This window comes from bacterium, assembly GCA_035454885.1.
In the GTDB taxonomy this organism is placed as follows: Bacteria; UBA10199; UBA10199; order JACPAL01.
Genome location: DATIGE010000004.1, coordinates 1 through 26,897, shown reverse-complemented (window position 1 = coordinate 26,897; position 26,897 = coordinate 1). Strand labels below are relative to the sequence as shown.

The following is a 26,897-nucleotide window of genomic DNA, read 5'->3' as shown; positions in this document are numbered from 1 at the left end:
CCATGCCGCGAACGCGGGCCAGATGGCTCGTAAGCCACCGTTATGATGAGGTTTTAAATGTTAACCCCGGGAGACAGACGCGGAGGGGGTAGCGGGCCCCGCACCTTGTTTCCGGAGGGATACAAACTCTATTGCCTCTTGGCGGCCAGGTCGGTGACCGCCGTGTCTTCGGCCCAGGCGTCTCCCGCCGGCTCCGGGAGGAGCGCCCGCATCGCGTTCAGCCGCTCGGGGGTCGCCTTGATCGGGACGAACCGGACGCGGGCCGGCCGGCCCAGGGGATCGATGAAGTCGGCGACCACCAGGCCGTTTTTGGCGACCCTCACCCTCAGCACGCTCGGGTCTTGGGCCAAGGCCGTCGCGAATTCGATGCCCTTTCCGGCGTCGTATTGAAGGACCCCTCCCTTGATCACCTTCACGCCGAAGGCGGAGCCCCCGCTCTGGCGGATTTTTTCGAGGACCGACTTCTCGTAGGCATCCCGGAACTGGCGGACGTTTTCGAGCATCTTGCCGTTCACCGAGAGCAGGTCGTTGTTGCGGACCTCTTCCGGGAGTTTCTCCAAAGACTCCTTCTGCTTCAGGAGGAGGTCCTCCTGCTGCTTCAAGAGGTCATTCAGGTTTCCCCTGCCCTTGGAGAAATATTCGTCCATCGCCTTGAGATTGCGCTCCAAGCCGACCTGAAGCTCCCGTTCCATGACGTCGATCCCGAGGGTCTTGTAGGCCAGGTTCCGGGCCGCCTCGTTCATCGGGCGGGCCAAGGGGGCGCTCAAGGTCCCGCCGGCCTTCAGGGCGATCAGGAAGAGGAACCCGCCGCCGAAGCCGCTGTCCAAGGAGGTCACGTTGAAGGCGTGTTTGGCCGCCTTCAAGGGATCCCAATGGCCGTTCTTGATCATCTGGTAATTGGTCTGCAGGAAGTCCCAGGCCTGGAAGGCGGCGCCTTCGGTCATGAAAGAGCCGACCGCCCTCCCCGTCTCCCCCAGGTATTTCCCGAGGGTAGCCTCGAAGAGGCCGTCGGCCATGCCCAGGAACTTGAACATCCCGAACGTGATCACAGCCTCCTCCACGAAGCTCAAGCTCCCGATGTGCTTCACGCCCTTCCAGGCCCCGGAGAGGCCGTCGGTCAGGAGACCGTGATAGATCCCGTTGGAGGCGGAGAACACGACGGCGTTGGTGAACGTCACCACGTTGGCCGCGACGCCCTCCGAGAACGCGGCCTCCGCCAGGGGCGCGACGAATTCGGAGGCCGCGCCGGCCGTCATCGCCGCCAGAATGACGGCCTCCACGGTGACCAGGGTATTCAGCCGCCCCGACCACTTGTAGTCGTCCGCGAGATCGTCGTTCAAACGCGCGCTGCCCAAGGCCATGTAGAGTTTCCTCGCCCCCGCCCGATCCCCCAAGGCCCAGAGGCGCTTCACCTCGTTGTACTGGGCCTTCATCCGGTCGTAGCCGTGATTCTCCTTCCAATCCCCGTCCGCCGGGTCCAGGAGGCCGCCGACGGTGATCCAGTTGTAGGCGATGCTCCCGGCCGTGTCGGAGGTGCTTTCCATGGAGGCCAGGTTGAGCAGCCTCATGTCGACGGCGCGGGCGAAGGCCACGTCGTCGACCTTTTGCGCCAGCCCGCGGGCGGCCTTGATCCGCCCGTCGATCGACTTGATGAGGAGGCGCATCGTCTCCGGGTCGGCGGGCTCGTCCCCGTAGGGGCCTTGGAGGGGCTGCAGATTGGAGAACTCGTCGCGGACCGCTTGGAGGTCGGCGAAGCGGTTGTTCTTGTCGGAGGGCAGGTTGTCGACTGTGTTCATTTCGTGCTCGAGAAGATGGCGGACGTGCGAGTCTTCATAGACCGCGAATTTCGCCGAGACGGCCTCCATCCTCTCCAGGAAGACGGCCGTGTCCGGGGTGCAGACGCCTTCTTCGACGTACGGAATTTCCGCGGACTCAAGCCAGGCCATGTCCCGTGAGAGGGCCTCGATCTCCATCTCGTTGTCGTGATACGCCATGGCGGCCGGTTCGCTTCCCATGCCTTCCCCGACCCAGTCGCGCCGCTCCTCCAGGTACGTCTTCAAGACCCGCCCCCGTTCCAGGAGGAAATCGCGTCCCCCCTGGAGGTCGTCGGCGGTCAGCCCCTCCCCGCCCTTCGTGCGCGCCATTTCAAAGGCTTTGAGGAAAACGCTGTAGGAGGGCAGGGCCTGAAGGCCATTCTCCAGGTCGAGACGCTTCTGGTAGGCGGGGTTGTCCTTCAGCGACTCCTTCTCGCGGGTCCCATCCACCTCGGAGAAGAAGGCCTCCATCATCTCCTCATTGCCGTAGATCCGTTCGAGGGCGTCGTTCGTGTTCCTCACGCCGGAGCCGGCGATCCGGCCCTCGGTGTAGCCGTCGACCATGGGACCGTCCTTGGCGGGATCATACATCAGGAAACTCGTGTAGCCTTGGGTGTCGATCCGATAACCCTTTCGCGTGGCCGAAGACCTCAGGTTGGCCAGGAGGGTCTTGCCGTAGTCGGCGAGCTCGGGATTCTCCTTCTCCAGCCTCTTGATCGTCTGAAGGATGGCGAGCTCCTCGACATCCTTCGGCCGCGCCTCCCCGTCGGAAAAGACATGGTCCGTCTTGCCGGTCAGATCCGATTCGAAAATGAAACGGGTATTGGAATAGTAATAGGACAAGGCCTTCTGGAAGACCGCCTCCTTACGGACCTCCAGCGACTTGTAACGCTGGAGTTCCTCCAAGGCCGCCACCCCTTCCTCGTACATTTTGCGGTCGCCATGAAGGGCGCCGGACGCGATCTTCACGCGGGCCTGGGCGATCTCGTCCCTGACGTCCGCCCGCCGGATCCCGGCGCCGAGGGCTTGATTCAGTCCTCCCGCGAGGTCCTGAACGACGGCCGCGGCGTCGGTTTCGGAGAAAGGCCCCTTCTGGATCCGCAGGCGGGCCGTTTGAATCTGCGACTTGACCCACATCGCGGGGACATCCGGGTCCTTCAACAGGTCGGCCTCCAGCTTGTCGAGGGCGGCGGTCACCGATGTCGCGTCAGCCCCCCCCAGATAGACGCTTTTGAGAACGGGCTTGAACGCGGCCGTCAGATCCGTCTTGGCGGGATCCTGCTTCTCGAGAACCTCGAGCATTTCGAGGGAAACCATGGCCTCTTCGTACAGGGCGAGCCGGGCCTCGGTCTCCGAGAAATCGCCCGTGATCGGTTGCGTCTCGGAGAGGACCACGAGCGCGTCGTAGCGGGTCTGGAGGGTCGCGGGCAGCGAGGCCCGATCCTTCTGTAACTCGTCGATCCGGCCGCGGAACGTCGCCCAGAGCTGCCGGTCGGGATTGGCCCTGGACACCTTGGACAGGCCGCCGTTTGCGTTGACGCGGTACTCGTTCCAGCAACGACCGGATCCGGTGGTGAAGGAGGCGTAGGCCGCCTCGTAATCGCCCCGTTTCCAGGCCGCCTCCGCCGCAGCGATCCAGGCCTGCGGGTCGTTCAAGGAGAGAATCACCTGCTGGCGTTCGGCGTCCTTGATGTACGCCGTTCCGCCCGATCGGGCCCGCATGAGGTCGTCGATGAGGAGCAGGTTATTGTCCTTCCGGGCCCACTCGCAGATCTTCAAGTCCCAGGCGATCTCCTCGGAGGTGGCATCCCGCTTGTGCTCCCGACCGCGCCGTTCCATGGCGAAATCGACCGCCGCGCGGAAATCCCCGCGTTGGGCGTGCTCTTCGGCCAGGGCCGTCAGGACATCGTCGTCCCTGATCCCCGCCTCATAGGCGGCCTTCAGGCGTTCGAAGCCACGGTCGGCCACATCGGTCCTTCCGCTCCGCCGTCCCCTCCGCGCCTCGAGGACGCCCAGCTTCGCCAGCGCGGTCCGGTTGTTCGGGTCCATCTTGGAGGCGAGGTCATAGAGCTCCGCCGCCTTCTGGTCCTGGCCCTTGAGCTCGTATTCCCGGCCGCGGATCTGGACGAACAGGGAGACGGCCTGGTTGGTGGTGACGCCGTGGTGGTGCTCAATCACCGCGCGCATCATGTTGGACCGGAAGGCCTCCCTCTGCTCGTCCTCCTGGAAGGTCTGATAGGTCTGGTGGATGACGAAGTCGTCGACCAGGGCGATCTGGTCTTCCAGGGGGAGGAGACCGAATTCGGTGGTCCTCAAGGCGCGGTCCGCCAACTCATAGGCCCTGGTGGAATAAATGTAGCCTGCGTTTTTCCGCCGGATCGCTTCCGCGAGATTCTCCAGGGAGCCGTCCCGATCGGCCGGGCCGGCGAGCTTATCGATCCAGCCGAGCTTGGTGTTCACCTCGACGTCGAAACCGCCCTGTCCGCCGCCCAACTGGAGCCAGGAGAGGTCGAAGCCGGGATCGATCTTGGCGAAGGGGCTGGTCCGCTGGCCGCGGGCGGCGGCGTTGAATTTTCCGAGGTAGACCGGTGAGAAGGCGACGGCGAAGACTTCCTCGGTCTCGAGGACGCCGTTGGCCTGGGCCACACCGGCGCAACCCGGGTTCTCCCCGATCTGGTCCGGGAGGGCCCCGTCGATCTGGGCCTTGCGCACGCCCTGGCGGGTCAACCAGTCGGTCGCCCAATGGGTGGCGTCGTTGGAGAAGACTCCGGCCTTGAACGCGGGGCTTTGGGCCATGAGTGGGGCAAATTGCAACGCGGATGCCAGGACCGGCCACAAGAATGGGGCGTAACCTATTGAAATGAATTGTCTTTAGAAGACGCCCCGCCGTCCCCTAGGAACCCCATCCCTCGATCTGTTGCGACTGGGAAACATTAGGGATTTCGCCGGGCGGCTAATGTTTCGAAACTTTTCCCCCGTCCGGCGGATAACTCTTCCAGGAGTTTTTTCCGTGATCTTCGAACGCTGGCTCATCGCCGCCGACCGATTGGGGCCCCTTTGGAGCCGCTTCGCCACCTATTCGCTGGACGACGTCTCCCGCGTCCTGACCCTCTGCGGTGAAGGGGGCCTGGCCGACCAACTCGCCTTTGATGGTCCGCGGGTCCTGACCGGCCTCGACATGGAGCGCCGCTCCGAGATCGCCGCCAAGGTGGAGCCCACGCTGCGTCCGAGCCTGAAGCATCTCTTGCAGGGCGAGGCCGTCGCCATGGAGCGGCGGATCGGCACGGAGGTCCCTCTCCGGATTGTCGTCTTCGGCCGCGCCCTGGCGGGTCCGACCGTGGACACGATCATGTCCCGCGAATTTCCCCACCAGCGGGGCACCGCCGTATCGCTCGACCGCCCGCCTCCCCGGGCCCTGGCCTATTTCGAAGAATGGCGCCATCAGCTCCTTTGGCCCGAGCCGGCGAGGACCGTCGAGGTCTCCAAACCCCGGGTCCAAAAGGTCACGCGCGTCGCCTTCGGGCGCCCGCGCGAATCCGTTCCCGGCGAGCTCTGGGACCTGCGCCGTTTGGCCCGGCTGAACCCATGCCGTCATTACTACTCCAGCTTCGCCGCCAGGTCCTACGTCGCGCTTGAACCCGCCGAACTCCTCCCCTACGGCGCCCTGACCCTCGCGGGCGCCGCCGGCGACGACCGGAACGTCGACCTCGCCGTGGATGTCCTCTTCGCGTCCGGGGTCCGGACGATCGTCGGGTCCGTACCGGTCGCGTTCTTCCTCTCGGGGTCGGAGAGCGGTTTCGGGGAAACGGACGCGGGCGAGAACCGGGCACGCCTCTTTTTGGGGAACCCCCGGGAGAGTTATGGCCGGATCGACTTCGAGCCTCGCGACCAGTCCGTTGAACTTTCACTCCACCGGACCCGCGACCAATCGTCCATCGCCCGGATCCGTCTGGAGCTCGACAAGCACCGCCGGATATTCAGGCGATTGGAGCGGCACCGGGAGGAGATCACGCAGGACCTGGCAACGGAAATCGCCCAGGACCTCACCGGGACCGGCCGGAGGGAGCGCGCCCGGACGCGGGCGCGTCTCACCGTGGACCTGGTCCTCCCGATGGCGGTCCGCTATCTGGAGTGGCGGGAACGCGTCCCGGAGGCCCCTATCTTGAATCGGGAGGAATTGTTGGCCTCCTTGGAAGGGGCGATGGTGCAAGACATCCCGGAGATCTTCAAGGACTTGGGCGATGGAACGTCCGCGGATCTCGCCCGGCGCGACATTTATCGTCTCTTCGAAAGATTCCTCTCCGTCTGGAACTATAGGGATCCCACGCTCTAGGACGCTAAACGAACGGGCTTCTCGGCAGGGACTTCGGGGTCGGCTGGGGTTGGGGCTGAGACGGGGGCCTCTTCTCGGCCTCCGCGCGCACGCGCCCCTTCTCCCTCTCCTCTCTCAGCTTATAGACGAAGGTCAGAATCTCGGCGACCGCCACGTAGAGCTGTTCGGGGATCTCGTCGTCGATCTCCAACTCCAAGAGGGACCAAGCGAGCGGGACGTTCCGGATGATCGGCACGTCATACTGCTTCGCCAAGTCCTTGATGTATTCCGCGTAAAGGCGCTGGCCCTTGGCCACCACCTGCGGGGCCACCATGTTGGCCTTGTCGTATTGGATGGCGATCGCGATGTGGGTCGGATTGGTCACCACGGCGTCCGCGTTCTTCACCTTGGCGGGCGTTCCGCCGCCCATCGCCATCTCCATGTGCAATTGGCGCCTCGCGCCCTTGATCATCGGATCGCCTTCGTCCTCCTTGTACTCGCGCTTGACCTCCTCCTTGGTCATCTTGAGGTTCTTGATGTACTCCTTGCGCTGCAGGACGATGTCGATGCAGGCGACGAGCAGGAAGACGATCAGGAAGCGGATAAAGAACTTGGTGAGGATCATGCCGCCGAGCGTGGAGGTGCCCTCGATGGGGGCGGTGACGGTCATCAGGAACGGCTCGAGCATGCCCTTCAAGACCGAATACGCGATCATGAAGATGACGGCCAGCTTGAAGATGTTCTTGACCAGCTCGAAGAACATCTTGGGCTTGAACATGTTCTTGAGGTTTTCGATCGCGTTCAGCTTCTTCATCTGGGGCTTCAAGGGCTCCATCGAGAACACGGACCCGACCTGAAGGTAACCGACGACCGCCGCCATGAGCATCGCGATGACGACGATCGGTCCCGTGGTCTTGATCAAGGCTAAGAACGAGAGCTTGCCGAGGCGGAAGATTTCGCCCGAATCGAGCGTCTGGCTCCCGACGGTCCGGAAGGTCTCCTCCATGAGCTTGGAGAGTTCCGAATAAATGTAGTTGTGCGTGAAGGCGATGCCGACGAACACCCCGATGAAGACCGCCACCGCCTCGAAGTCCTTGCTCTTGAAGACCTGGCCCTTCTTGCGGGCCTCGCGGAGGCGCTTGGGGGTGGGCTGTTCGGTTTTTTCCTGGGACGAATCGGGCATGGTTTATTATCGGCTCCCGCCGGACCTCGAGTCTACAATATCATAAGCCTTTGAAATCCGGCAACTTTTTGATACCCTTCCTCCATCGTGTCTCCCGAAACCGCATCCGCCGAGGACTCTCCGTCCGGCTCCTTCGGGCAGTACCAGCTCTTGGAAAAGATCGCCCAAGGGGGGATGGCTGAGATCTTCAGGGGCCGGGCGCTGGACGCCCAGGGCCTCGAGCGTCCCGTCGTCATCAAGCGCATCCTTCCCCACATCGCCGCGAGCCCGGAGTTCGTGGAGATGCTGGTCGACGAGGCGAAGATCGCCGTCATGCTCTCGCACGGCAACATCGCGCAGATCTACGACCTGGGGAAGGTCGCCGACGACTACTTCATCGTCATGGAGTACGTGGAGGGAAAAACCCTCTCCCAGATCATGAAGAGGCTAAAAACGCAGGGCAAGCTGATGCCGGTGGCCTACGCCGCCTACGTTTGCCGGGAGATCGCCTCCGCCCTCGACTACATGCACCGGAAGACGGACGACGAGGGCAACCTCCTCCATATCGTCCATCGCGACATCAGTCCGCAGAACGCCATCCTCTCCACCGCGGGCACCATCAAGATCATCGACTTCGGCATCGCCAAGGCCAAGACGAAGGTCTCGACCACGGATTCGGGCGTCCTCAAGGGGAAGTTCGCGTACATGTCGCCCGAGCACGCCGAAGGCTTGAAGCTCGACCACAGAACGGACATCTTCTCCCTGGGCGTCATCCTCTTCGAGCTCCTGACGGGCACGCGCCTTTTCAAGGGCAAGACGAACATGGAGACGGTCAAGCGCGTCAAGAAGGCGAAAGTGCCGGCTCCGTCCGGCATCCGTTCCGCGATCCCCAAATCGCTCGACCGGATCGTCCTCAAGGCCCTCCAAAAGGACAGGAACAAGCGTTACCAGTCGGCGCACGATCTCCTTCAAGACCTGACGAAATTCCTCGTCGTCCATTTTCCCGATTTCTCGCCGCGCGAGCTGGTCTCCTACCTGCCGTCTCTCTTTCCAGAGATCTCCCCTCCCGAAAAACCGACCCGGGAGAACACGCCGCTGGTGCCCCACGAGGCCGAGGGCCTCCGGCTCAAACCGCCGGGCGGCGATTGGTCGTCCAAGGAGGATACCGTCGGCGCGGACAGCGAGGTCATCCGCCAAAAGCACCGGGAGGCCGAGGTCTTCGAGGTGGAGGGCACGCAGCGAACCGACTCGTCCTCGATCGGACTCTCCGACGTCCCGGTGCGGATCCGCCGCCCGATCGTCCGTCCGCTTTGGATCGGTCTCGGCTTGGGCTCCGCGCTCCTCATCCTCCTCGCCGCTTGGGCCGGCGTGCGCTACGCGCCGATCCTCAGGGAGCGGGTCTTCGGTCCCAAGACCGACCGCTCGATGCTCGAAAAGATCGCCAAGAAGAACGCGTTTCTCAAAGGGCGTCAGGAGGCGGCCAAAAAGCCGGAACCGGTCCCGGCAAAACCCGTAGCCCCCGCGGCACCCTTGGCCCCCGCACCTCCCGTGCCTCCCAAGTCGAAGACCCTTCCACCGCCGCCGCCTCAGATCCCGGTATCCGCCGGTTTGTCTTCGATCGCCGTCGACTCCTCGCCGCAGGGCGCGCGGATCTTCTTGAACGACATCGACACGGGCCGGGTCACGCCGTACGTTTTCGACGAGCTCAAGCCGGGGACAAAGAAGATCGGCCTCACCCTGGACCGTCACCGCTTCTGGGAGGGCGACGTCTCCGTCGCCGCCGGTCAAAAGGCGCAGGTCAAACCCACGCTCGCCCTCAACGTCGGCTCTCTCGAGATCAATTCCCTCCCGCCCGGCGCGGAGGCGACCGTCAACGGGAAACCCGTGGGCCGGACGCCCCTCGCCCTCCCCGATCTGTCCCCCGATTCGCTCCACGAGATCGTCCTGACCCTGGACGGCTATGAAATATGGAGGGGATCGGCCAAGATTTTCGGCGGCAAGAGCGAGGTACTCAACGTCCCGCTCAAGAAGAAGCTCCCGGACGAACCTTTACCGGAATAACGACTTCGGATATACTTTCATCCAATGCAACCGGATGCCCCCGCCCCCGAGGAAACGGAACCCAATCCCGAAAAGACCATCATCACGTCGATCGACGGGGACAAGGAGAAGGACAAGCACTTCTACATCATCTTCCTGTCCGGCCCCCTCATGGGCAAGATGCACCTACTGGAGGAAGGGACGATCGTCCTGGGCCGCGTGGGCGAGGTCGACATCCCCATCAACGACCTGGGGATCAGCCGCAAGCACTGCGAGATCCTCTTTCACAAGGGCCAGGCGGTCCTCAAGGACCTGGGCAGCACCAACGGGACGTTTCTGAACGGAAAGCGCGTCACGGAGGCCGAGCTCCGCGAGGGCGACAAGATCCAGATCTCCTCGTCCACCATCCTCAAGTTCGACCAGCAGGACAAGATCGAGAACATCTTCCATAAAGAGCTGTACAAGATGGCGGTCGTCGACGCCCTGACCGGGGCCTACAACAAAAGGTACTTCGAGGAGCGCATCCAAGAAGAGTTCAGCTACTGTTTTAGGAACAAGGTCCCCCTCTCGCTCGTCATGTTCGACATCGACCACTTCAAGAACGTCAACGACACCCACGGCCACCCCGCCGGCGACTTCGTCCTGGCGCGGATCGCGGCCCTTACGAAGACGATCATCCGGAACGAGGACGTGCTCGCCCGATACGGAGGTGAGGAGTTCGTGGTGATCCTCAAGGCGACCGACGCCGAGGGGGCCTTCACGCTGGCCGAGCGCCTGCGCCGGTTGATCGAAGAGAGCGATTTTGACTTTGAGGAAAAGAAGATCAGGATCACCATCAGCATCGGCGTCGCCTCCCTCGTGGGCCAGAACTTCGCCAACTGGGAAACGATGCTGAAGCTGGCCGATTCCCTCCTTTATAAGTCCAAGAACGGCGGGCGGAACCGCGTGAGTGCAAGTTAGTTTGACAGTCCGATCCCTCCAAAGTTAAAGCCTCTCGTCATGCCCGCCCAACTCATCGACGGCAAGAAACTCGCCGAAACCATGCAGGCGCAGATCGCCCAGGAGGCCGCCCGCCTGCGGCGGGAGCGCGGGTTCGTGCCGGGACTGGCCGTCGTCTTGGTCGGCGACAACGAGGCCTCGAAGGTGTACGTGCGCAACAAGGAGACGGCCTGCCAAAAGGCGGGCATGTACGCCGAACAGATCAACCTCCCCGCTTCGATCCCCCAAGACGAGCTCCTGACGCTGATCGGCCGGTTGAATCGCGATGCGAAGATACACGGCATCCTGGTCCAGCTTCCCTTGCCCAAGCAGATCGACACCCAAAAGGTCCTGGAGGCGATCGCGCCGGAAAAGGACGCCGACGGCTTTCATCCCGTCAACATGGGGAACCTCCTGATCGGCAGGCACAGCGTCGTCCCCTGCACGCCCCTGGGCTGCATGAAGATGCTGGAGTCGATCGGCGCGGACGTGGCCGGCAAGGACGCCATCGTCGTCGGGCGTTCGAACATTGTCGGAAAACCCGTCGCGATCCTTCTCATGCAGAGGCACGCGACCGTCACCATCGCCCATTCCAAGACGAAAGAACTGCCGGAGAAGGTCCGCCGCGCCGACATCGTCGTGGCGGCGATCGGCCAGGCCAATTTCATCAAGGGCGACTGGATCAAGGAGGGCGCCATCGTCCTCGACGTCGGCATGAACCGAGGCCCCGACGGCAAGCTCTGCGGGGACGTCGAGTTCGCCAAGGCCCGCGAACGCGCGGCCTGGATCACGCCCGTCCCGGGCGGCGTCGGTCCCATGACCATCACCATGCTGCTCTGGAATACCTTGCAGGCTGCCAAGGAAGCGGCGAAGCCGTGAGGTTCTCCGACTTCTACGGCAGCGGCCGGTTCAAGTATTCCTTCGAGGTCTTTCCTCCCAAGGACGAGACCGGCGTCGTGAATCTGATCGCGGCCCTGAAGAAGCTCGCCGTCTTCGACCCCGCCTTCGTGTCCGTCACCTACGGGGCCATGGGCACGACGCGAGATCTCACGCGGGACCTGGCCCTTCGGGTCCGGCACGAGACGGGGCTCGTCACCGCCTTTCATTTCACCTGCGTGGGCGCCGACCGCGAGTCCGTCCGCGCCTACGTCCACCGCCTCAAGCAGGAAGGCATCGACCTGGTGGTCGCCCTCCGCGGAGACGCCCCGCAAGGCGGCGAGCGGCCCGCGAGCGATTTCTTGTACGCGAACGAGCTCGTCTCTTATTTGAAGGAGATCGACGGATTCAGCATCGCGGTCGCGGGCTATCCCGAGGGCCACGTCGAGGCCCCGGACAAGGAAACCGACCTTCGGAACCTCAAGAGGAAGGTCGAGGCCGGCGCGGACGTCGTCCTGACCCAGCTCTTCTTCGACAACCGCGATTATTTCGACTTCGTGAACCGCGCCCGGAAGATCGGGATCGCCGTCCCCATCGTCCCGGGCATCATGCCGATCCTGAACTTGAAGCAGATCGAGAAGATCACGAAGATGTGCGGGGCCTCGCTGCCCCCATCCCTTCGCGACAAGCTCCAGAGATCAGGAGGCGATCCGGAGGCGATGCGGCGAGTGGGAGTGGAACACGCGATCGCCCAATGCCGGGAACTGAAGGCCCGAGGCGTTCCCGGAATCCATTTCTATGCCCTGAACAAGGCGGAAAGCGTCACCGAGGTGATCCGCTCCCTATGAAAACGACCCCCTTGAACGCCGTCCACCGAAAGCTCGGCGCGCGCATGGTCGACTTCGCCGGATGGGACATGCCCGTGCAGTACGCGGGCGTCCGGGAAGAGCACATGGCCGTGCGGACGAGGTGCGGGATCTTCGACGTGAGCCACATGGGCGAGATCGAAATCTCGGGCGCCGGCGCGCTCGCCTTCGTTCAAAAGGTCACCTGCAACGACGCTTCACATCTCAAGCCCGGACAATCCCAATACTCGGCGTTCCTGACGGAACGCGGAACGTTCGTCGACGACGTGATCGTCAACCGTCTCGCGGATGACCGGTTTCTTATCTGCGTGAACGCCTCCAATGCCGACAAGGATTTTGAGTGGACGCTCCGGCAGGCGAGGACGTCGGCGAGCGTCAAGAACGTCGGCGATCAATGGGCACTGATCGCGGCGCAGGGGCCGGAGGCGGCGAGCGTCATGGCAAAGGCCTTTCGCGACGTCCTCCTCCCCCAGCGCGCCTTCACCTTCCTGGAATCCCGGATCGCCGGCATGCCCGTCCTGATCTCCCGCACAGGCTACACCGGCGAGGACGGTTTTGAGATCTATGCGCCTTGGAACCATGCCGAGAAAATCTGGACGCCTCTGGCCGAGGCCGGCGCCGTCCCCTGCGGCCTGGGCGCGCGCGATACGCTGCGCCTGGAAGCCGCCCTCCCCCTCTACGGCCACGAGATCGACGATCAAACGACGCCTTACGAGGCGGGACTCGGCTGGATTGTCAAAATGGAGAAAGGCGATTTTATCGGACGCGATACGTTGAGCTCCACGCCCGTCCGCAAGAGACTCGTCGGCATCGAGATGCGGGAACCGGGCATCGCTCGGCAAGGAAATGACATTTATCACGGTGGAAACAAGATCGGGATTGTGACGAGCGGGACCAAAGCCCCCTTTCTGGACCGCGCCATCGCCACGGGCTTCGTCCCGCCCGATTTTGCAGCTCCCGGCACCAAGTTAGGGATTGACATTCATAATAAGACGAGGCACGCAGAAGTCGTCTCGATGCCGTTTTTTAAGAGAAAAAAATGAATTTTCCCGAAGATCTCAAATACTCCAAAGAGCACGAGTGGGTCCGGGTCAGCGGCAACATCGCCACCATCGGCGTCAGCGATTTCGCGCAGGACCAATTGGGCGAAGTCGTCTTCGTTGAGCTTCCGGACGAAGGCGAGGAGTTTGAAAAGGACGACGCCTTCGGCGTCATCGAATCCGTCAAGTCGGTCAACGACATCTACGCCCCGCTGTCCGGAAAGATCGTCGAAGTGAACGACCCCGTCGTCGACAGCCCCGAGATCGTGAATGAAGACCCGTACGTCGAAGGTTGGCTCGTGAAGATCGAGATCTCGGACCCCAAGGAACTGGGCGAGCTCATGTCCGCGAAGGATTACGAAGCTTATATCAAGGAAGAGTCGGAATAGGTTCCCCCGTAGGGGCGAACCTCGTGTTCGCCCTTACACGGTCCATGCGCTACCTCCCCCACACCGACCAAGAAATCCGGGAAATGCTGAAGACGATCGGCGTCGCTGACGTCAACGGCCTTTTCTCCTCGGTCCCCGATTCCCTTGTTTTCAAGCGGCCTCTCGACATCCCGCCCGCCCTGTCCGAGATCCACCTCAGGAACCATCTGCGCGACCTGAGCCGGAGGAACGCCCACGGCGAGGAGTGGAGCCTGTTTTTGGGCGGCGGTTGCTACTCGCATTACATCCCGAGTTCGGTCTCCTATCTGATTTCTCGCGGCGAGTTTCTTACGGCCTATACGCCCTACCAGCCGGAGGTCTCCCAGGGAACCCTGCAGGCCATATTCGAGTACCAGACGATGATGGCGGAGATCCTGGGATTGGAGGTCGCCAACGCGTCGCAGTACGACGGCTCGACGGCCTCCGCGGAGGCGATCCGCTTGGCCGTCGCCGTCAAGAAGCGGCGGAAGGCCCTCGTAGCGCGCAGCCTGCATCCGGAATACCGCCAGGTCATCCTGACCTACCTGAAGAACGAAGGCGTCTCCGTCGAGGAGATCCCTTTCACGCCCGAAGGCGCGTTGGATCGCCCCGCGCTGAAAAAGGCCCTCGACCGCGAGACCGCCTGCGTCGTCGCCGGCTACCCGAATTTCTTCGGCGTCGTCGAGGACCTCTCGGACGTCGCCGAAGCGGCCCACGCGGCGGGCGCTTTGCTCATCACCTCCACGCCGGAACCTTTGGCGCTCGGAATCTTCCGGTCTCCCGGCGAGATGGGGGCCGACATCGCCGTCGCCGAGGGCCAGTCCTTCGGCAACGCCATGTCCTTCGGCGGACCCGGACTGGGCGTCTTCGCCTGCCGGAAGGAGTACGTCCGTTCGATGCCCGGGCGGCTCGTGGGCGAGACGGTGGACGCGGAAGGCCAACGCGGTTTCGTGCTCACGCTCGCCACGCGCGAGCAACACATCCGGCGCGAGAAGGCCACGTCCAACATCTGCACCAACGTCGCCCTCTGCGCGCTCGCCGCAACCATCACGCTGGCGCTCTGGGGCAAGCAGGGCTTCAAAGAGCTGGCCCGGATGAATTTCGACCGTTCCCAAGACTTGAAGGAACGGCTGGCCGCGCTCCCCGGTCTGCGAATCGCCTTCTCGGGCACGACGTTCAACGAGTTCGTCGTTCTTCCCCGTCAGAAGCCGACCGATGTGGTGGCCAAGCTCGTCGACGACAAGATCCTGGCCGGCATCCCGCTCTGGCGCTGGTACCCCGAGCTCGCCGAGGGGTTCTTGGTCTGCGCGACCGAAATGAACACGGACGAGCAGATCGACCGCTTCGTCGCGGCCTTGCGGAGGCTGCCGTGAGCACGGGCGGGCGGGGTTTTCAATTCCAGGAACCGCTGCTCTTCGAGATCTCGCGCGAGGGAAGACAGGGCTTCTCGCTGCCCTCCTCAACCAAACCCCGCCGTGAACCACCCGAAGCCTTGCGGCGTCTGAACGACCCGCGTCTTCCGGAGCTCTCCGAACCCGACGTCGTCCGCCATTTCACGCGGCTCTCCCAGTGGAACTTCTCGATCGACACCAATTTTTACCCCCTGGGCTCCTGCACGATGAAGCACAATCCGAGGGTCAACGAGGAGGTCGCGCGTTACACCGGCTTCGCGCACGTACACCCCTACCAGCCCGACGAGACGGTGCAGGGGTGTCTCGCCCTCATGCACGCCCTGGAACGCTACCTGGCGGAGATCTCCGGCATGGACGCGGTCACCTTGCAGCCCGCGGCCGGGGCCCACGGCGAGCTGACGGGCATCCTGCTGATCCGGGCCTTCCAGACGGCCACGGGAAATCCCCGCAGGAAGATCCTGATCCCCGATTCCGCGCACGGCACGAACCCGGCGACGGCGTCGATGGTCGGCTACGAGGCGGTTCCCGTCAAGACCGGCCGCGAGGGGCGGACGCTCGCCTCCGTCATCGCCCAGGAGATGAACGAGGACGTGGCGGGTCTGATGATCACGAACCCGAACACGCTCGGCCTCTACGAAACCGAGATCCGCGACATCTGCGACATCGTCCATTCCAAGGGGGGACTCGTCTACGGCGACGGCGCGAACATGAACGCCCTCCTCTCCAAGGCGCGGCCCGGGGACGCCGGCATCGACGTCCTCCACATCAACCTGCACAAGACGTTCACGACGCCCCACGGCGGCGGCGGCCCCGGTGCGGGCCCGGTTGCCGTCAAGAAGACCCTGGAGCCCTACCTGCCCGTCCCCCGCGTCGTCCAAAAGGAGAACGGGTTCGCGGTCGAGCACAACCGCCCGCAGTCCGTTGGCCGCGTGAAGTCGTTCTTCGGCAACTTCGGCATGCTCGTACGCGCCTACACCTACATCCGGGAGATGGGTCCCGAGGGTTTGAAGCGGGTCACGGAGCTCGCGGTGCTGAACGCGAACTACGTCCGCGCGCGACTGAAAGACAGCTACCACCTGCCCTTCGAGACCGGCCAGATGCACGAAGTGGTCTTTTCCGACAAGTTCCAGAAGGAGAACGGAGTCACGACCATCGACGTGGCCAAGCGCCTCATGGATTACGGCTTCGCGCCGCCGACCATTTACTTTCCGCTGGTGGTCTTCGGCGCGATCATGATCGAGCCGACGGAGACGGAGTCCAAGGAGACGCTGGACCGTTTCTGCGACGCGATGATCGCGATCGCGGAGGAAGCCAAGAAAGACCCCGAACTCCTAAGGAAAGCCCCGTACCAGACCAAGCTCCGCCGCCTCGACGAGGCGAAGGCGGCCCGCGAGCTCAAGCTGCGTTTCGATTTCACAAATAAACGGTAAACGTCCACGCCATCCGGAGGGCGTCCGGGGCGTTCAGGAGCTCCGCGGGAGGCTTGGCGAAGGGCGCGGAGTCGCGGATGGTCCGCAGGGCCTCCTGGTCGTACGCCTGCAGTCCGGAGGATCGCAGGATCATGAGATCCGCAAGCTTCCCCGATTTGTCGACGGTGACCCCGAGCACGACCTCTACCTGGCCCTTTTGGATCTGCAGGAACGACTGGCGGATCGACGGGATGGGATTGAACGTCGTGCGGAAGACTTTCTTCATGCGGACGAAGTAACCGATCTTCGGATACTTGAGGACGTTCAGGTAGGTCTTATCCCCCACCTTGTAGTTCGGGAAAAAATCCTCCGACAGGCCTTCGAAGAGATCCTCGCCGTTGGAACCCGACGCCGAATCCGGCGCCGACTCCTTGGGGGATGACGGCTTTGGGATCGCCGCGATCGTGTACCCCTCTTTTCCGGGCCCCGCCATCTTGGGCGCCTTGGCCTTCTCGGGATTTTTTTCCAGTTTTTCGGTCGCCTCCTTGTGAGAGACCTTCTTGCCGGCGGCGTGGGCGGAGGGTCCCGAGTCGGTCGATACCGTCTCCTGAGCGACCTTCGAGTCGTAAAGGCCCAGGAACTTGGCATCGTCGGGCCTTTCTTCCTTCTCCGGCGGGGAGATGTCCGCGATCTGATACGGCCGGTCCTCGACAAGGATCACCTCCACCGGCTTTTCAGCGACGGGTTCGGACGTTCCAGGCGGCAGAATGAGGGAAAAGTAAGCCGCCATCCCCAGGAGAAAGAAGTGCAGGAGGATCGAGACGAGAACGGCAAAAATGATCCGGTCGCTACGCTTCATGCGCGGTTTCTCAAGAACGATATCCCCAAGACGGCCCCGAAAAAGATGGACCCGTAAAGCGCGTAGTTTGAGTCGTCCACGAACCCCGCCTGCCTCCAGTGGACCGACAGGAACAGGCCCGCAACCCCCAGGCCCGCATACAGGATCTGATGCCCCAGGACGTAAAGCCGCCGCGTATGATCCTCCTGCCCCTTGATCTGGAGCTTCAGCGTCCCGTCGTTGAGGCGGCGGAGCGTCTTTTGGATCTCACCCGGAAGCTGGATATAGGATAGCAGAAGCTGCTTGGAGATGGCGATCGCGACCTCGCTCAGGGTCTTGTCCTTGAGGACGAACTTTTCGACGTAGGGCAACACGATCTCGATGGGATTGAGCTTGGGGTCCAGGATCGCGCACAGCCCCATGATCAGAATCAGGGTGCGCTCCAGGAGGATCCAGTCCTTGGGGACGTGAAAGGACGTCATCAGGTCGCGGAAGCTGATCTTGATCTTGCGCAGTTCCAGAAGGTCTTCCAGGTGGCTGAGCTGCGAGAGGTCGAGCTGACGGAAGTTCTCGATCTTGATGTTCGAAAGCTTTTCGTAAAAATAATCGACCAGGTGCTCGAACGGCTCGAAGCTGTCCGGCCGCGCGATGAAACCCATCTCCCGCATGGCGTTGGCGAGAACGCGCGTGTCCCGCTTGATGACTCCCTCCGCGAAGAGCGTGATCCCGTGGCGCATGCGGTCGGAGATCCGCGCCGTCGCCCCAAAATCGACGAGGACGATCTTGAAACCCCCTTCCGCCGCTTGGACGAGCAAGTTCCCGGGGTGAGGGTCGGCGTGATAGATCCCGTCGATGAAGATCTGCTTGCAGTAGGCGTGGATGATCCGGCGCGCGACGACGCCCGCGTCGATACCCTGCTTTTTCAACTCGTCGACGGCGGAGATCTTCGCCCCCTCCATGAAGCGCAGCGTGAGGATCTTGGCGCTCGACCGGTCCCAGAACACGTCCGGGAAGAGAAAGTCCTTCTCGCCTTCAAAATTCTTCTTGAGCAGCTCGAGGTTCTTGCCCTCGTAGGAGTAATCGAGCTCCCGCAGGATCACCTCCGCGATCTCCCCGTAAACGTTCTTGAGGCCGTACGCGGGAAAGAAGAGGTGCAGAAGCCAGAAGATACGCCGGAGCGTCTTGAGGTCGCTCCGGACGACCTCGTCGATCTCCGGATACTGCACCTTCACCGCCACCTTGGTGCCGTCCTGCAGGTAGGCGACGTGCACCTGGCCGAGCGAGGCCGAGGCGATGGGCGTCTCCTCGAAACGGGCGTAGAGCTCCCGCGGGGATTTTTGAAACTCCTCCTGAAATCTCTTTTCGATCGCCTCGTACGGATGCGGCGGCACGGAATCTTGGAGCCCCTCCAACCCCTGCGTCAGGTCCTCCGGCAGAAAATTGCTCATGATGGAGAGCATCTGACCCACCTTGATGAAGAGCCCCTTGAGCTCCAGGATCGTCCGCTCGATCCGGCGGGCGTTCCTCCGGTGGACGGCCGGCGCCCGCTCCCGGGCCCATCCTTCGCCGAGGATCTTTTTTTGAAAGCCGAGCAACAGATAGGAACAGAGAACGGTGAAGACGCTCCGGTAGGCCTTGAGAAAGCGAAGTTTGCGCGACATTTCCGCTAGTTAGCCACAAAAAGCCTTGTCCGTCAAAAGCTTACGGGTCTTGAGGGGTTTACCCAGCTGGTACTCCACGAATTGGGCGAGAATGGCGGGCCAAGCCGCCCTGGAGAGCGGTTCGAACGGGGTCCCCAACGGAAGGCAGCCGGCGCAATAGACCCCGCCCTCCCGGAAGACGAAGAAAAAGCGCCCCTCTTTCGTCCTCGGGCGTCCGCAGGAAAGGCATGCCCGGAGGTTGGGGGCGTAGCCGCTCGCTTCCAGGATCCGGAATTCAAACCGCGCGACCGTCGCCGCCGCGCCGTCCGGGGTCGCTCGGTCCAGGTCGGCCAGGCATCCGGCGAGGAGATCGAAGACGCGGGCATCCGGGCTCCTTTCCGGAACGAGCTGGCGGACGAGCTCGATCGCGTGAAAGGCGGCCATCAGGAGGGGGAGGTGCGCGTCCAGCCGGAGCCAGGGCTTCACGAGCGCCGCTTCTTCCAGGGAGACCCACCCTCCCGCATCGCGCCCGCGGACCCGGACCCAGTTCATGGATTCCAAGACCGTTCCGAATCGCTTGTGGCTCTTGCGCCCATGCCGCGCGATGCCGTGGAGACGCCCCAGGGCGGGTGTGAGAAAGTCGACCCAAAGATCGTTCTCACCCGACGTCTTGGAACGCAAGACCAGGGCCTCGGACTCCATCTCCCGCCCCCGGCGGTTCAAAAAACTCATGGGAGCGAGACTATCTTTTTACGAGAAAGACCGCCAGCGCGATCGAGGCGGTGACTGCAACGGCCGCGACAAGACCGAACCAGGGGAACCCGCCTTTCGAGGGCTCGCTCTCGACCGGCACGGGCGCCGGCGGCCTGTCGGTGGCCGCCTGGCCTTCGTACTTCATGAGGACGTCCCGCGGGTCCAGGCCGATCGAGCCGGCATAGGACTTGAGAAAGCTCTTGATGTAGACGGGCTGAAGCGGGGGGCGGAGATCGTCCCCTTCAATCTTCTTCAGGACGCCGGAGTTGATCCGCGTCATGCTGGCCAACCGGTCGATCGTGATGCCGCGGAACTCGCGCTCCCGTTTCAGGAATTGTCCGAGGGTTTCCATTTAGATGCGGATCTCCTCAAAGTGCGCCAAGCGCTTGAACTCCTCCAGGCGCCGGTTGATCTCCGGGAGGGTGAGCGTCTCGAGCCTGCGGCAGCTGAAGTCCTCCACGTTGAACGAGGCCATCGCGCTCCCCATGATGACGCCCTGCCGGAGCGTTCCGGCGGAAAGGTCCCCGCGCGAGGCGATGAAACCCAAAAAACCGCCGGCGAAACTGTCGCCCGCCCCCGTGGGATCCTTGACCGTCTCCAAGGGCAGGCCGGGCGCGGAAAAGACGTCCTCGCCGTGGAACAGGAGGGAGCCATACTCCCCTCTTTTGATCACCACGACCTTCGGGCCCAAGGAGCGGATCTTTCGGGCGGCCGCCACCAAGGAGGCCTCCTTCGTCAGCTGCCGGGCCTCGCCCTCGTTGATGATCACCAGGTCCACCCGCGCGATCACCCTCTTCAAGGCCTCGGGCTCGCCCTCGATCCAGAAATTCATCGTGTCCAGGGCGGTCAGGCGCTTCTTTCGGACCTGGTCGAGCACCCGGGACTGAAGGGCCGGATGGATGTTTCCCAAAAACACGACGTCGGCGTCTTTCCACGATTCGGGAATCTTCGGGGCGAAGTCGGCGAAGACGTTCAACTGGGTGTCCAGCGTCTTGGCCACGTTGAGGTCGAATCCGTACTCCCCCTTCCACCGGAACGTCTTTCCCTTGGCGATCTCCAGGCCCGCAAGATCCACGCCGCGATTTTTCAAGAATTCGATCCGAGCCTGAGGAAAGTCCTCGCCCACCACGCCGACCAGACGCAGTTTCGCAAGCAGGCTCGCGGCGGCCGAGAAGTGGATCGCGGAACCGCCCAAGGCCTCGGGCGCCTCGCCGAAGGGGGTTTTGACGTGATCGAAGGCGACGCTGCCGATGACGAGAATGGACATTAAAAATATTTCCCCGCGATGACTTCCAAACGCTTCTTTGCTTCCGACGGGATCATTTTCCGGTCGGTCAGGATCGCGTTCTTCATCGCCGTCCGGCATCCGCAGGAACGCTCGGCGCCGATGGCGGTGACCGACCGCCGGATGATCTTCTTGGCCGTCTCAACGTTCTTCGTCAGCGTCGCGATCACCATATCGATCGTCACGTCGTCGTGGCCCTCGTGCCAGCAATCGTAATCCGTCGAGAGGGCCAGCGTCGCGTAGCAGATCTCCGCCTCGCGCGCGAGCTTGGCTTCCTGGAGATTCGTCATGCCGATGACGTCCACGCCCCATTGACGGTAGATGCGGGATTCCGCACGCGTCGAGAACTGTGGGCCCTCCATGCACAGGTAGGTCCCCTTCTCGTGAACGGTGGCGCCGGTTTGTTTGCCCGACGCAATGAGGACCTTGCGGATTTCGGAGCAAACCGGGTCGGCGAAGGCCACGTGCGCGACGACGCCCTCCGAGAAGAAGGTGGAAACACGCCCCTTCGTCCGGTCGAAGAACTGGTCGATGACCACCATGTGGCCCGGCTCGATCTCCTTCTTCATGCTGCCGACGGCGGAGACGGCGAGGATGGCGTCCACGCCCAGCTTCTTCAGGCCCCAGATGTTGGCGCGGAAATTGAGCTCGGAAGGCGAAATGCGGTGTCCGCGGCCGTGGCGGGGAAGAAAAACGACCTTCCTCCCCTCCAACTCGCCGACGATGTAGGCGTCCGAAGGCTCACCGAAGGGGGTCTCAAGGCGCTTCTCCTCCAACACCTTCAGACCTTCCATCTCGTAGAGACCACTGCCTCCGATCACGCCGATCAGTGATGAATTCACGATGAACACCTCAAAAAATCAATTCTGAATCGCACACCGTCAGGTGTGTTGGGCCGAGATTTGTAGCGGCTTCTCATTGAAAGTCAATCGGTCCGTCGCCAACTGCCCGCAAGCCGCCAGGACGTCGAGGCCCTTCGAGTAGCGGATGTTCACCTGGAAGTGCTTGTCGGCGAGATGCTTGAAGAACGCGCGGATGTTCTCCTCGCTGGGACGCTTGAACGGCGAGCCGGGGTATTCGTTGTAGGGGATCAGGTTGATCTTGCACGGCACGCGGGCCCCGATCTTGGCGATGCGCTTGGCGTCCTCGATCGTGTCGTTCACCCCCGCCATCATCACGTATTCGAAGGTCACCTTGTGCTTGCTGCCGAACGCGTAGGTCCGGCAGGCCTCAATGACCTCCTCGAGCGAATACCGCTTCGTCACCGGCATGAGGGCGGCGCGTCCCTCCTCCGTCGTCGCGTTGAGAGAAAGCGCCAGCTTGGCCCCGGAATCCTTCCCGAACCGGACGATCTCGGGCGCCAGGCCCACGGTGGACACCGTGATCTTCCTCTGCGACAGGCCCAGGGCAAAGTCATCCGTCATGAGCTGAAGGGCGTCGATCACCGTGTCGTAGTTGTGGAAGGGCTCGCCCATGCCCATCATCACGATATTGGTAATCTTCTCGCCCGGCGGCAGCTCACCCTGGACGCCCAGGATCTGCCCCAGAATCTCCCCTTGCGTGAGGTTTCGGACGAGTTTCATCTCCGACGTCCTGCAGAACCGGCAGCCCATGGCGCATCCGACCTGGCTCGAGATGCAAAGGGTCGTCCGATTTTTCTGGGGCATCAAGACCGTCTCCACGGAATTGCCGTCGTTGAGACGGAACAGGTACTTGGTGGAAAGGTCCGTGGGCGAATGGTGCCGGGCGTCGACCTCCAGGCGCCGGATCTCGAAATGCTCCGCGAGCGCCGCGCGGGCCTCCTTGGCGATATTGGACATCTCCTCAAAGGAGGCGGCCCGCTTCTGATAGAGCCACTGGAGGATCTGATTCAGGGCGTATTTCTTGAGCCCGTGCTCGAGGAGCCAGTTTTCAAGATCCTTCTTGGAAAGGTCGAGGATGTTTCTCTTGTCGGACACGGGGCCATGCTACTCGGCGGACCGCCGCGCCTTCAAGCGGCGAATTTCGGTGCTCGAGACGTTCGGGATCGCCGATCCCGGCCCGCGCGGAAAGACGATCAGGCGCGCGAGGCGCTCGATCTCCTTAAAATCCTTCCACGCCCGGCGTTCCCGGTAGGCGTCGCTGCCGACGGCGAGATGAAAGACGGCGTCCGGATGCCTTTTATGGAGGAAGCGAAGGAGCCTCACGGTGTAGCTCACCCCTCCCAAACGCCTTTCCCAGTCCTTCACCTTCACCTTGGGGCCGATCCCCTTGAAGAATGCGCGGCAGGCGCTGAGACGTTTCCCGAAAGGTGCCGATTTCTTGCCGAAGGCGTGGCGGTAGACGGGCACAATCCAGACTTGATCGACGCCCTTCCGGCGGGCCAGCCGCCGCGCGATCTCGTAGTGCCCGGCGTGGGGAGGGTCGAAGGTCCCGCCGAAGATCGCGATGTTTTTTGACTTCGCCATCTGGGATTCTTATAACGATTCCATGAAAGGGACAAGCCGCGCCCTCCGCCGGGTCCTCATCGTCTACAAAAAGAGTTCGTACCAGGAGCACGCCTTGGACGAGAAGGACGCGAACTACCTGCGACTTCTCCGCGAACGGAACCCCGCGACGCTCAAGTCCAAGTCCACCCACGACACGCATTTGGACGCTCTGGAGACGGTCAAGAGGCACTTGAGGAACCTCCGCATCGCCTACGACGTCTGCCTCCGCACGCAGCTCAAACCGATCCGCCGCCATGACCTGATCCTGACCATCGGCGGGGACGGGACCTTTCTCGAGACCTCGCACTACGTGAAGAAGGGGCTCATGCTGGGAATCAACTCCGTGCCCAAGGTCAGCGTGGGTTACTACTGCAAGGCCACGGCCGAGACCTTCCTCGACAAGCTCTACGAGTATATTCACGGCACCTGCCGGCTGCAGACACTGCACCGGGTCTCGGTCGCCGTCGACGGAAGGCCCTTTTGGCCGCTGGCCTTGAACGACGTCCTTTTCGCCAACACGAATCCCGCAGGCACGACGCGCTACGTCCTCAAGGTGGAAAAAGCGAAGGAAGAGCAAAAATCGTCCGGCCTTTGGATCTCCCCCGCGCCCGGATCCACCGCGGGGACAAAATCAGCCGGCGGCCGGGCCCTGCCCTTGGGCTCGAAAGACATCCAGTACGTGGTGAGGGAACCCTATGCACCGCCGGGAAAGCGCTACCGTCTCCTCAAGGGTGTCCTGAACCCCCCCGCCCGGGTCGAGATTTTTTCGATGATGGACGACGCGGCGCTCTTCATCGACGGGCCGCACATCGTCTACCGCCTCCGAAGGGCCTCGCGGGTCTCGATCCGGAACGCGCTGGAGCCGATTCAGGCCATTTGGTAGCGGGGAGAGATACCGCTCTCTCCCCGAGCCCCTCATCTGGCTTTCACGATGCGATCGCTCATTACGTCCGGCAAAGCCGGACTTCATTCGCTATATACCCAACACCGTCAGGATTTCGGTCGCCACCTCCTCGATCGCCTTGAGCGTCACGTCGATGACGGGCACTCCCCCCAGATCCGCGAACACCTGATGCTCAAACGCCAGTTCCTCGCGGATGAAGTCCACGTTGGCGTAGGTCTCCGAGCGCGGCAGACCCAGTTTGGCCAGCCGCGTGCCCCGAAGCTCCGAGAGTTTCTCCGGTGAGACGGTCAACCCCACGATCTTTCGACGGTCGACGGATTTCAAGATGCGGGGCGGCAGGACGTCGCGGATGATCGGGATGTTGGCCGTCTTGAACCCCCGGTAGGCCAGGTAGATGGACAGCGGGGTCTTGGACGTGCGCGAGATGCCCAGCAGCACGATGTCCGCCTGGACGATCGTCTCCAGGCCCTGTCCGTCGTCGTGCTTGACGGCGAACTCGATGGCGTCGTTCCGCCGGAAGTAGTCGCCCGTGATCCGGTACTTGAGACCCGGCTGGTCCGAGGGGACGGAATGCAGGTAGGATTCGAACAGGCTCATGACCGGCCCCATGACGTCGACGGCCGGCACCTGCAGCTCCCGCGCCTGTTCGAGGAGACCCGCCCGCAGTTCCGGTGACACGAGCGTAAAGACGATCAAGGCGCCGGCCTCCTTGGCCTCCTGCACCACCCGGGCCACCCGGTCGAGGGTCCGGATCTTGCCGCGGCGGAGGATGGCGACGCCCTCCTGTCGGAACTGGCGCAGTGCGGCGGTGGCGACGCTGATAGCCAGCTCGCCGGTGGCGTCGGAAACGGCATAGATGGTGCGGCGGGGTTCGGCCATCCTACAAAGATTCCTTTCCTGTACCCCCGGTCAAGACGCGCAACTCCTGTTTTTCCTCCAATTCCAGCGAATCCAGCTTCTCCCCCAACCGCACCGCGCGCTTTTCGGCGGATTCGTAGCTGCCCCGCGCGTTCGAGAGATGCCGGCCGACCAAGGCGAACTCCTCCCCGAATTTTTTGAAGTCGCCCTTCAGCCTCGCGATGTTGTCCAGAACGGCGCGGATGCCCTCCTGCATCTGCATGCCCTTGAAGCCGATCGCGACGGTCTGCAGGTACGCGTAGAAGCTGTTGGGCGAGACGGGAAAGATCCGCTTGTCCTGCGCATACATCAGGAGGTCCCTCTCGTCCGGGTCGCTCTTGAGGATGATCTCGTAGTAGACGTTTTCCGCCGGCACGTACATCATGGCGAAATCCAGGGTGCCTTCGTCGGGCAGGATGTACTTCTGGGCGATGGCGTCGACGTGCTTCTTGACGTCGCTCAGAAAAAGCCTGCGTGCGCTTTTCTTCTCCTCCTCGTCCTTGAGCTGGAGGAGCTTTGAGAAATTCTCGAGGGGAAACTTCGAATCGATGCAGATGAGCCCCTGGGACGACTTGATGACGGCGTCCACCGTCTGCCCGTTCTTGAACTTGTGTTGGATGGCGTAGCGATCGCGCGGCAGGACCTGCGCCAGCAGATCGCCCAGGAAAAGCTCGCCCAGGGCCCCGCGCAGCTTCGGGGCCTTCAAAATGTCGTTCAACCGGGAAATGTCCTTGCCGACCTCTTCGATGTTCTTGGTCTGAGTCTCCATCCGCCCGAGGCTCTTCTGGACCTCCCCCACCACGCGGGCGGCATTATCCAGGCGGTCGCCCAGGATCTTGGTCGACTCGCGGCTCCCCTCCTCCATGGACTTTCTCAAGTCCGACATCTGCTGATGGACGAGCTTGGCGGACGAATCGATGTTCTCCTTGAGGTGCTCCATCTGCTGCTTGAGGAGCAAGGACTCCGTGTTTTGGCGGGGACGGAGGAGGACGAAGACGAGGACCCCTCCCAGGAGAAGGACGACGGCTGAGAGGGCGATCAGGACCGTTGTCATGGGGCGATATTATTGATGACGCCCCGCGCGCGCAATGGCAATCTCCGCGGGATGAAGGACGTCACCGTCTATGTGACCCGCTACTGCCCCTACTGCCGCGCCGCCAAGGACCTGCTCCGGTCGAAGAAGGCCGGGTTCCGGGAGATCGATGTCTCGGATGACGAGGAGTTCGACGCCCTGGTCAAACGCACTGGATGGAAGACCGTGCCGCAAATTTTCATTGGGGACGAGATGATCGGGGGCTTCGAAGAACTCGCATCGCTTGACCGTGAAGGAAAATTGGACGGGATGTTGAAATGACTAACCGCGAATGCCGCAGCGTATATAGCCGAGATTGAGATCCCTCTTTCCTGGGCGGGCGCGGCTCACTCTGGCCCCGCCCTCCGGCCTGTCGGTTCCGGACCCACCTTCATCGGTGCACGAACCCACGGACGAGTCCGCCAGAGAGAAACCGTCACCCGTGGACCGCGGGGGGGGCATTGAATTTGGAATCCCGGCACCCACCAGGGTACTGCCGTACTTCTGGAGCGCAGGCAAAAAACGGCCTCTGTCGTTCAGGGCCTTCATGTCTTCGGGACTGGGATCTCGACCTGGGCCAAAGGAATGGCCCAGGCTGATATAACTGGTTCCAGTAGGCCGTTCGACGGGCGCCTCGGTCAAAGTACCCGGCACGCTCAACACCACGGGCGTCCCCGACGCCGTCAAGACGGGCGCATCGCCCGGCGTCAACGTCGCGGGCAAC

General features: G+C 62.7%; 24 protein-coding genes. 11 read left to right on the top strand and 13 right to left on the bottom strand.

The features are described 5' to 3' along the window. Positions 1-128: 128 nt before the first annotated feature. Entirely contained in the window at positions 129-4,610 is a 4,482-nt protein-coding gene (locus tag VLJ37_00770) for a hypothetical protein (protein ID HSA58201.1), read from the bottom strand. A gap of 214 nt (positions 4,611-4,824) precedes the next feature. Between VLJ37_00770 and VLJ37_00765 the strand changes: the two genes are divergently transcribed. Next, on the top strand, positions 4,825-6,147 hold the full coding sequence (locus VLJ37_00765; GenBank protein HSA58200.1) for a hypothetical protein: 1,323 nt from the start codon (positions 4,825-4,827) through the stop codon (positions 6,145-6,147). A 4-nt stretch (positions 6,148-6,151) separates the two neighbouring features. Here the strand turns inward: VLJ37_00765 and sctU are convergent, their stop codons facing one another. Further along, positions 6,152-7,309, bottom strand: coding sequence for a type III secretion system export apparatus subunit SctU (sctU, locus tag VLJ37_00760; GenBank protein ID HSA58199.1), 1,158 nt, complete (start codon positions 7,307-7,309; stop codon positions 6,152-6,154). Positions 7,310-7,396: 87 nt separating this feature from the next. On the opposite strand from sctU, the gene VLJ37_00755 reads away from it, so the two are divergent. Genes VLJ37_00755 through gcvPB form a run of 8 tightly spaced genes read left to right on the top strand, consistent with a single transcriptional unit; the run spans position 7,397 to position 16,337 of the window. Then, positions 7,397-9,349: a serine/threonine-protein kinase gene (locus VLJ37_00755; GenBank protein HSA58198.1), complete on the top strand. Its 1,953-nt coding sequence runs from the start codon at positions 7,397-7,399 to the stop codon at positions 9,347-9,349. Positions 9,350-9,373: 24 nt separating this feature from the next. Next, the gene (locus VLJ37_00750; GenBank protein HSA58197.1) at positions 9,374-10,288 is read left to right on the top strand and encodes a GGDEF domain-containing protein; all 915 of its coding nucleotides are present in this window, start codon (positions 9,374-9,376) and stop codon (positions 10,286-10,288) included. A 39-nt stretch (positions 10,289-10,327) separates the two neighbouring features. Then, complete coding sequence (gene folD, locus VLJ37_00745; protein HSA58196.1) at positions 10,328-11,185, top strand: bifunctional methylenetetrahydrofolate dehydrogenase/methenyltetrahydrofolate cyclohydrolase FolD; 858 nt, start codon at positions 10,328-10,330, stop codon at positions 11,183-11,185. After that, positions 11,182-12,030, top strand: a complete 849-nt coding sequence (gene metF / locus VLJ37_00740; protein ID HSA58195.1) for a methylenetetrahydrofolate reductase [NAD(P)H] — start codon at positions 11,182-11,184, stop codon at positions 12,028-12,030. The genes folD and metF overlap by 4 nt, the downstream gene beginning before the upstream one ends. Further along, a complete protein-coding gene (gene gcvT / locus VLJ37_00735; GenBank protein ID HSA58194.1) occupies positions 12,027-13,091 on the top strand; it encodes a glycine cleavage system aminomethyltransferase GcvT in 1,065 nt (354 codons plus the stop codon). The genes metF and gcvT overlap by 4 nt, the downstream gene beginning before the upstream one ends. Next, on the top strand, positions 13,088-13,477 hold the full coding sequence (gene gcvH / locus VLJ37_00730; protein HSA58193.1) for a glycine cleavage system protein GcvH: 390 nt from the start codon (positions 13,088-13,090) through the stop codon (positions 13,475-13,477). Before gcvT ends, gcvH begins: the two co-directional genes overlap by 4 nt. A gap of 44 nt (positions 13,478-13,521) precedes the next feature. After that, complete coding sequence (gcvPA, locus tag VLJ37_00725) at positions 13,522-14,868, top strand: aminomethyl-transferring glycine dehydrogenase subunit GcvPA (protein ID HSA58192.1); 1,347 nt, start codon at positions 13,522-13,524, stop codon at positions 14,866-14,868. Further along, entirely contained in the window at positions 14,865-16,337 is a 1,473-nt protein-coding gene (gcvPB, locus tag VLJ37_00720) for an aminomethyl-transferring glycine dehydrogenase subunit GcvPB (GenBank protein ID HSA58191.1), read from the top strand. Before gcvPA ends, gcvPB begins: the two co-directional genes overlap by 4 nt. Here the strand turns inward: gcvPB and VLJ37_00715 are convergent. Genes VLJ37_00715 through VLJ37_00680 form a run of 8 tightly spaced genes read right to left on the bottom strand, consistent with a single transcriptional unit; the run spans position 16,321 to position 23,279 of the window. Beyond that, a complete protein-coding gene (locus VLJ37_00715) occupies positions 16,321-17,175 on the bottom strand; it encodes a TonB family protein (protein HSA58190.1) in 855 nt (284 codons plus the stop codon). The genes gcvPB and VLJ37_00715 overlap by 17 nt on opposite strands. Beyond that, positions 17,172-18,815 (bottom strand): AarF/UbiB family protein, encoded by a 1,644-nt coding sequence (locus tag VLJ37_00710; GenBank protein ID HSA58189.1) that lies wholly within the window; start codon positions 18,813-18,815, stop codon positions 17,172-17,174. The genes VLJ37_00715 and VLJ37_00710 overlap by 4 nt, the downstream gene beginning before the upstream one ends. Before the next feature lie 9 nt (positions 18,816-18,824). After that, a complete protein-coding gene (gene recO, locus VLJ37_00705) occupies positions 18,825-19,526 on the bottom strand; it encodes a DNA repair protein RecO (protein HSA58188.1) in 702 nt (233 codons plus the stop codon). A gap of 10 nt (positions 19,527-19,536) precedes the next feature. Continuing rightward, positions 19,537-19,899: a helix-turn-helix transcriptional regulator gene (locus VLJ37_00700; protein ID HSA58187.1), complete on the bottom strand. Its 363-nt coding sequence runs from the start codon at positions 19,897-19,899 to the stop codon at positions 19,537-19,539. Beyond that, positions 19,900-20,814, bottom strand: a complete 915-nt coding sequence (locus VLJ37_00695) for a PfkB family carbohydrate kinase (GenBank protein HSA58186.1) — start codon at positions 20,812-20,814, stop codon at positions 19,900-19,902. It lies immediately after the preceding gene. Then, positions 20,814-21,674: an S-methyl-5'-thioadenosine phosphorylase gene (mtnP, locus tag VLJ37_00690; GenBank protein HSA58185.1), complete on the bottom strand. Its 861-nt coding sequence runs from the start codon at positions 21,672-21,674 to the stop codon at positions 20,814-20,816. The genes VLJ37_00695 and mtnP overlap by 1 nt, the downstream gene beginning before the upstream one ends. A gap of 39 nt (positions 21,675-21,713) precedes the next feature. Further along, positions 21,714-22,790 carry a 23S rRNA (adenine(2503)-C(2))-methyltransferase RlmN gene (gene rlmN, locus VLJ37_00685; protein HSA58184.1) on the bottom strand — a complete coding sequence of 359 codons (1,077 nt, stop codon included), beginning with the start codon at positions 22,788-22,790 and terminating at the stop codon, positions 21,714-21,716. Positions 22,791-22,799: 9 nt separating this feature from the next. Then, positions 22,800-23,279: a nicotinate-nicotinamide nucleotide adenylyltransferase gene (locus VLJ37_00680; GenBank protein HSA58183.1), complete on the bottom strand. Its 480-nt coding sequence runs from the start codon at positions 23,277-23,279 to the stop codon at positions 22,800-22,802. Between the two features lie 22 nt (positions 23,280-23,301). On the opposite strand from VLJ37_00680, the gene VLJ37_00675 reads away from it, so the two are divergent. Next, complete coding sequence (locus VLJ37_00675; GenBank protein ID HSA58182.1) at positions 23,302-24,183, top strand: NAD(+) kinase; 882 nt, start codon at positions 23,302-23,304, stop codon at positions 24,181-24,183. Positions 24,184-24,273: 90 nt separating this feature from the next. On the opposite strand, the gene VLJ37_00670 is transcribed toward VLJ37_00675, so the two are convergent. Both VLJ37_00670 and VLJ37_00665 read right to left on the bottom strand, forming a co-directional pair. Then, entirely contained in the window at positions 24,274-25,083 is an 810-nt protein-coding gene (locus VLJ37_00670; protein ID HSA58181.1) for a pyruvate, water dikinase regulatory protein, read from the bottom strand. Position 25,084: 1 nt separating this feature from the next. Further along, complete coding sequence (locus VLJ37_00665) at positions 25,085-26,155, bottom strand: DNA recombination protein RmuC (protein ID HSA58180.1); 1,071 nt, start codon at positions 26,153-26,155, stop codon at positions 25,085-25,087. Positions 26,156-26,170: 15 nt separating this feature from the next. Between VLJ37_00665 and grxC the strand changes: the two genes are divergently transcribed. Beyond that, positions 26,171-26,455 (top strand): glutaredoxin 3, encoded by a 285-nt coding sequence (gene grxC / locus VLJ37_00660; GenBank protein HSA58179.1) that lies wholly within the window; start codon positions 26,171-26,173, stop codon positions 26,453-26,455. On the opposite strand, the gene VLJ37_00655 is transcribed toward grxC, so the two are convergent. Continuing rightward, on the bottom strand, positions 26,456-26,897 hold a 442-nt coding region (locus VLJ37_00655), incomplete at its 5' end, for a hypothetical protein (GenBank protein ID HSA58178.1).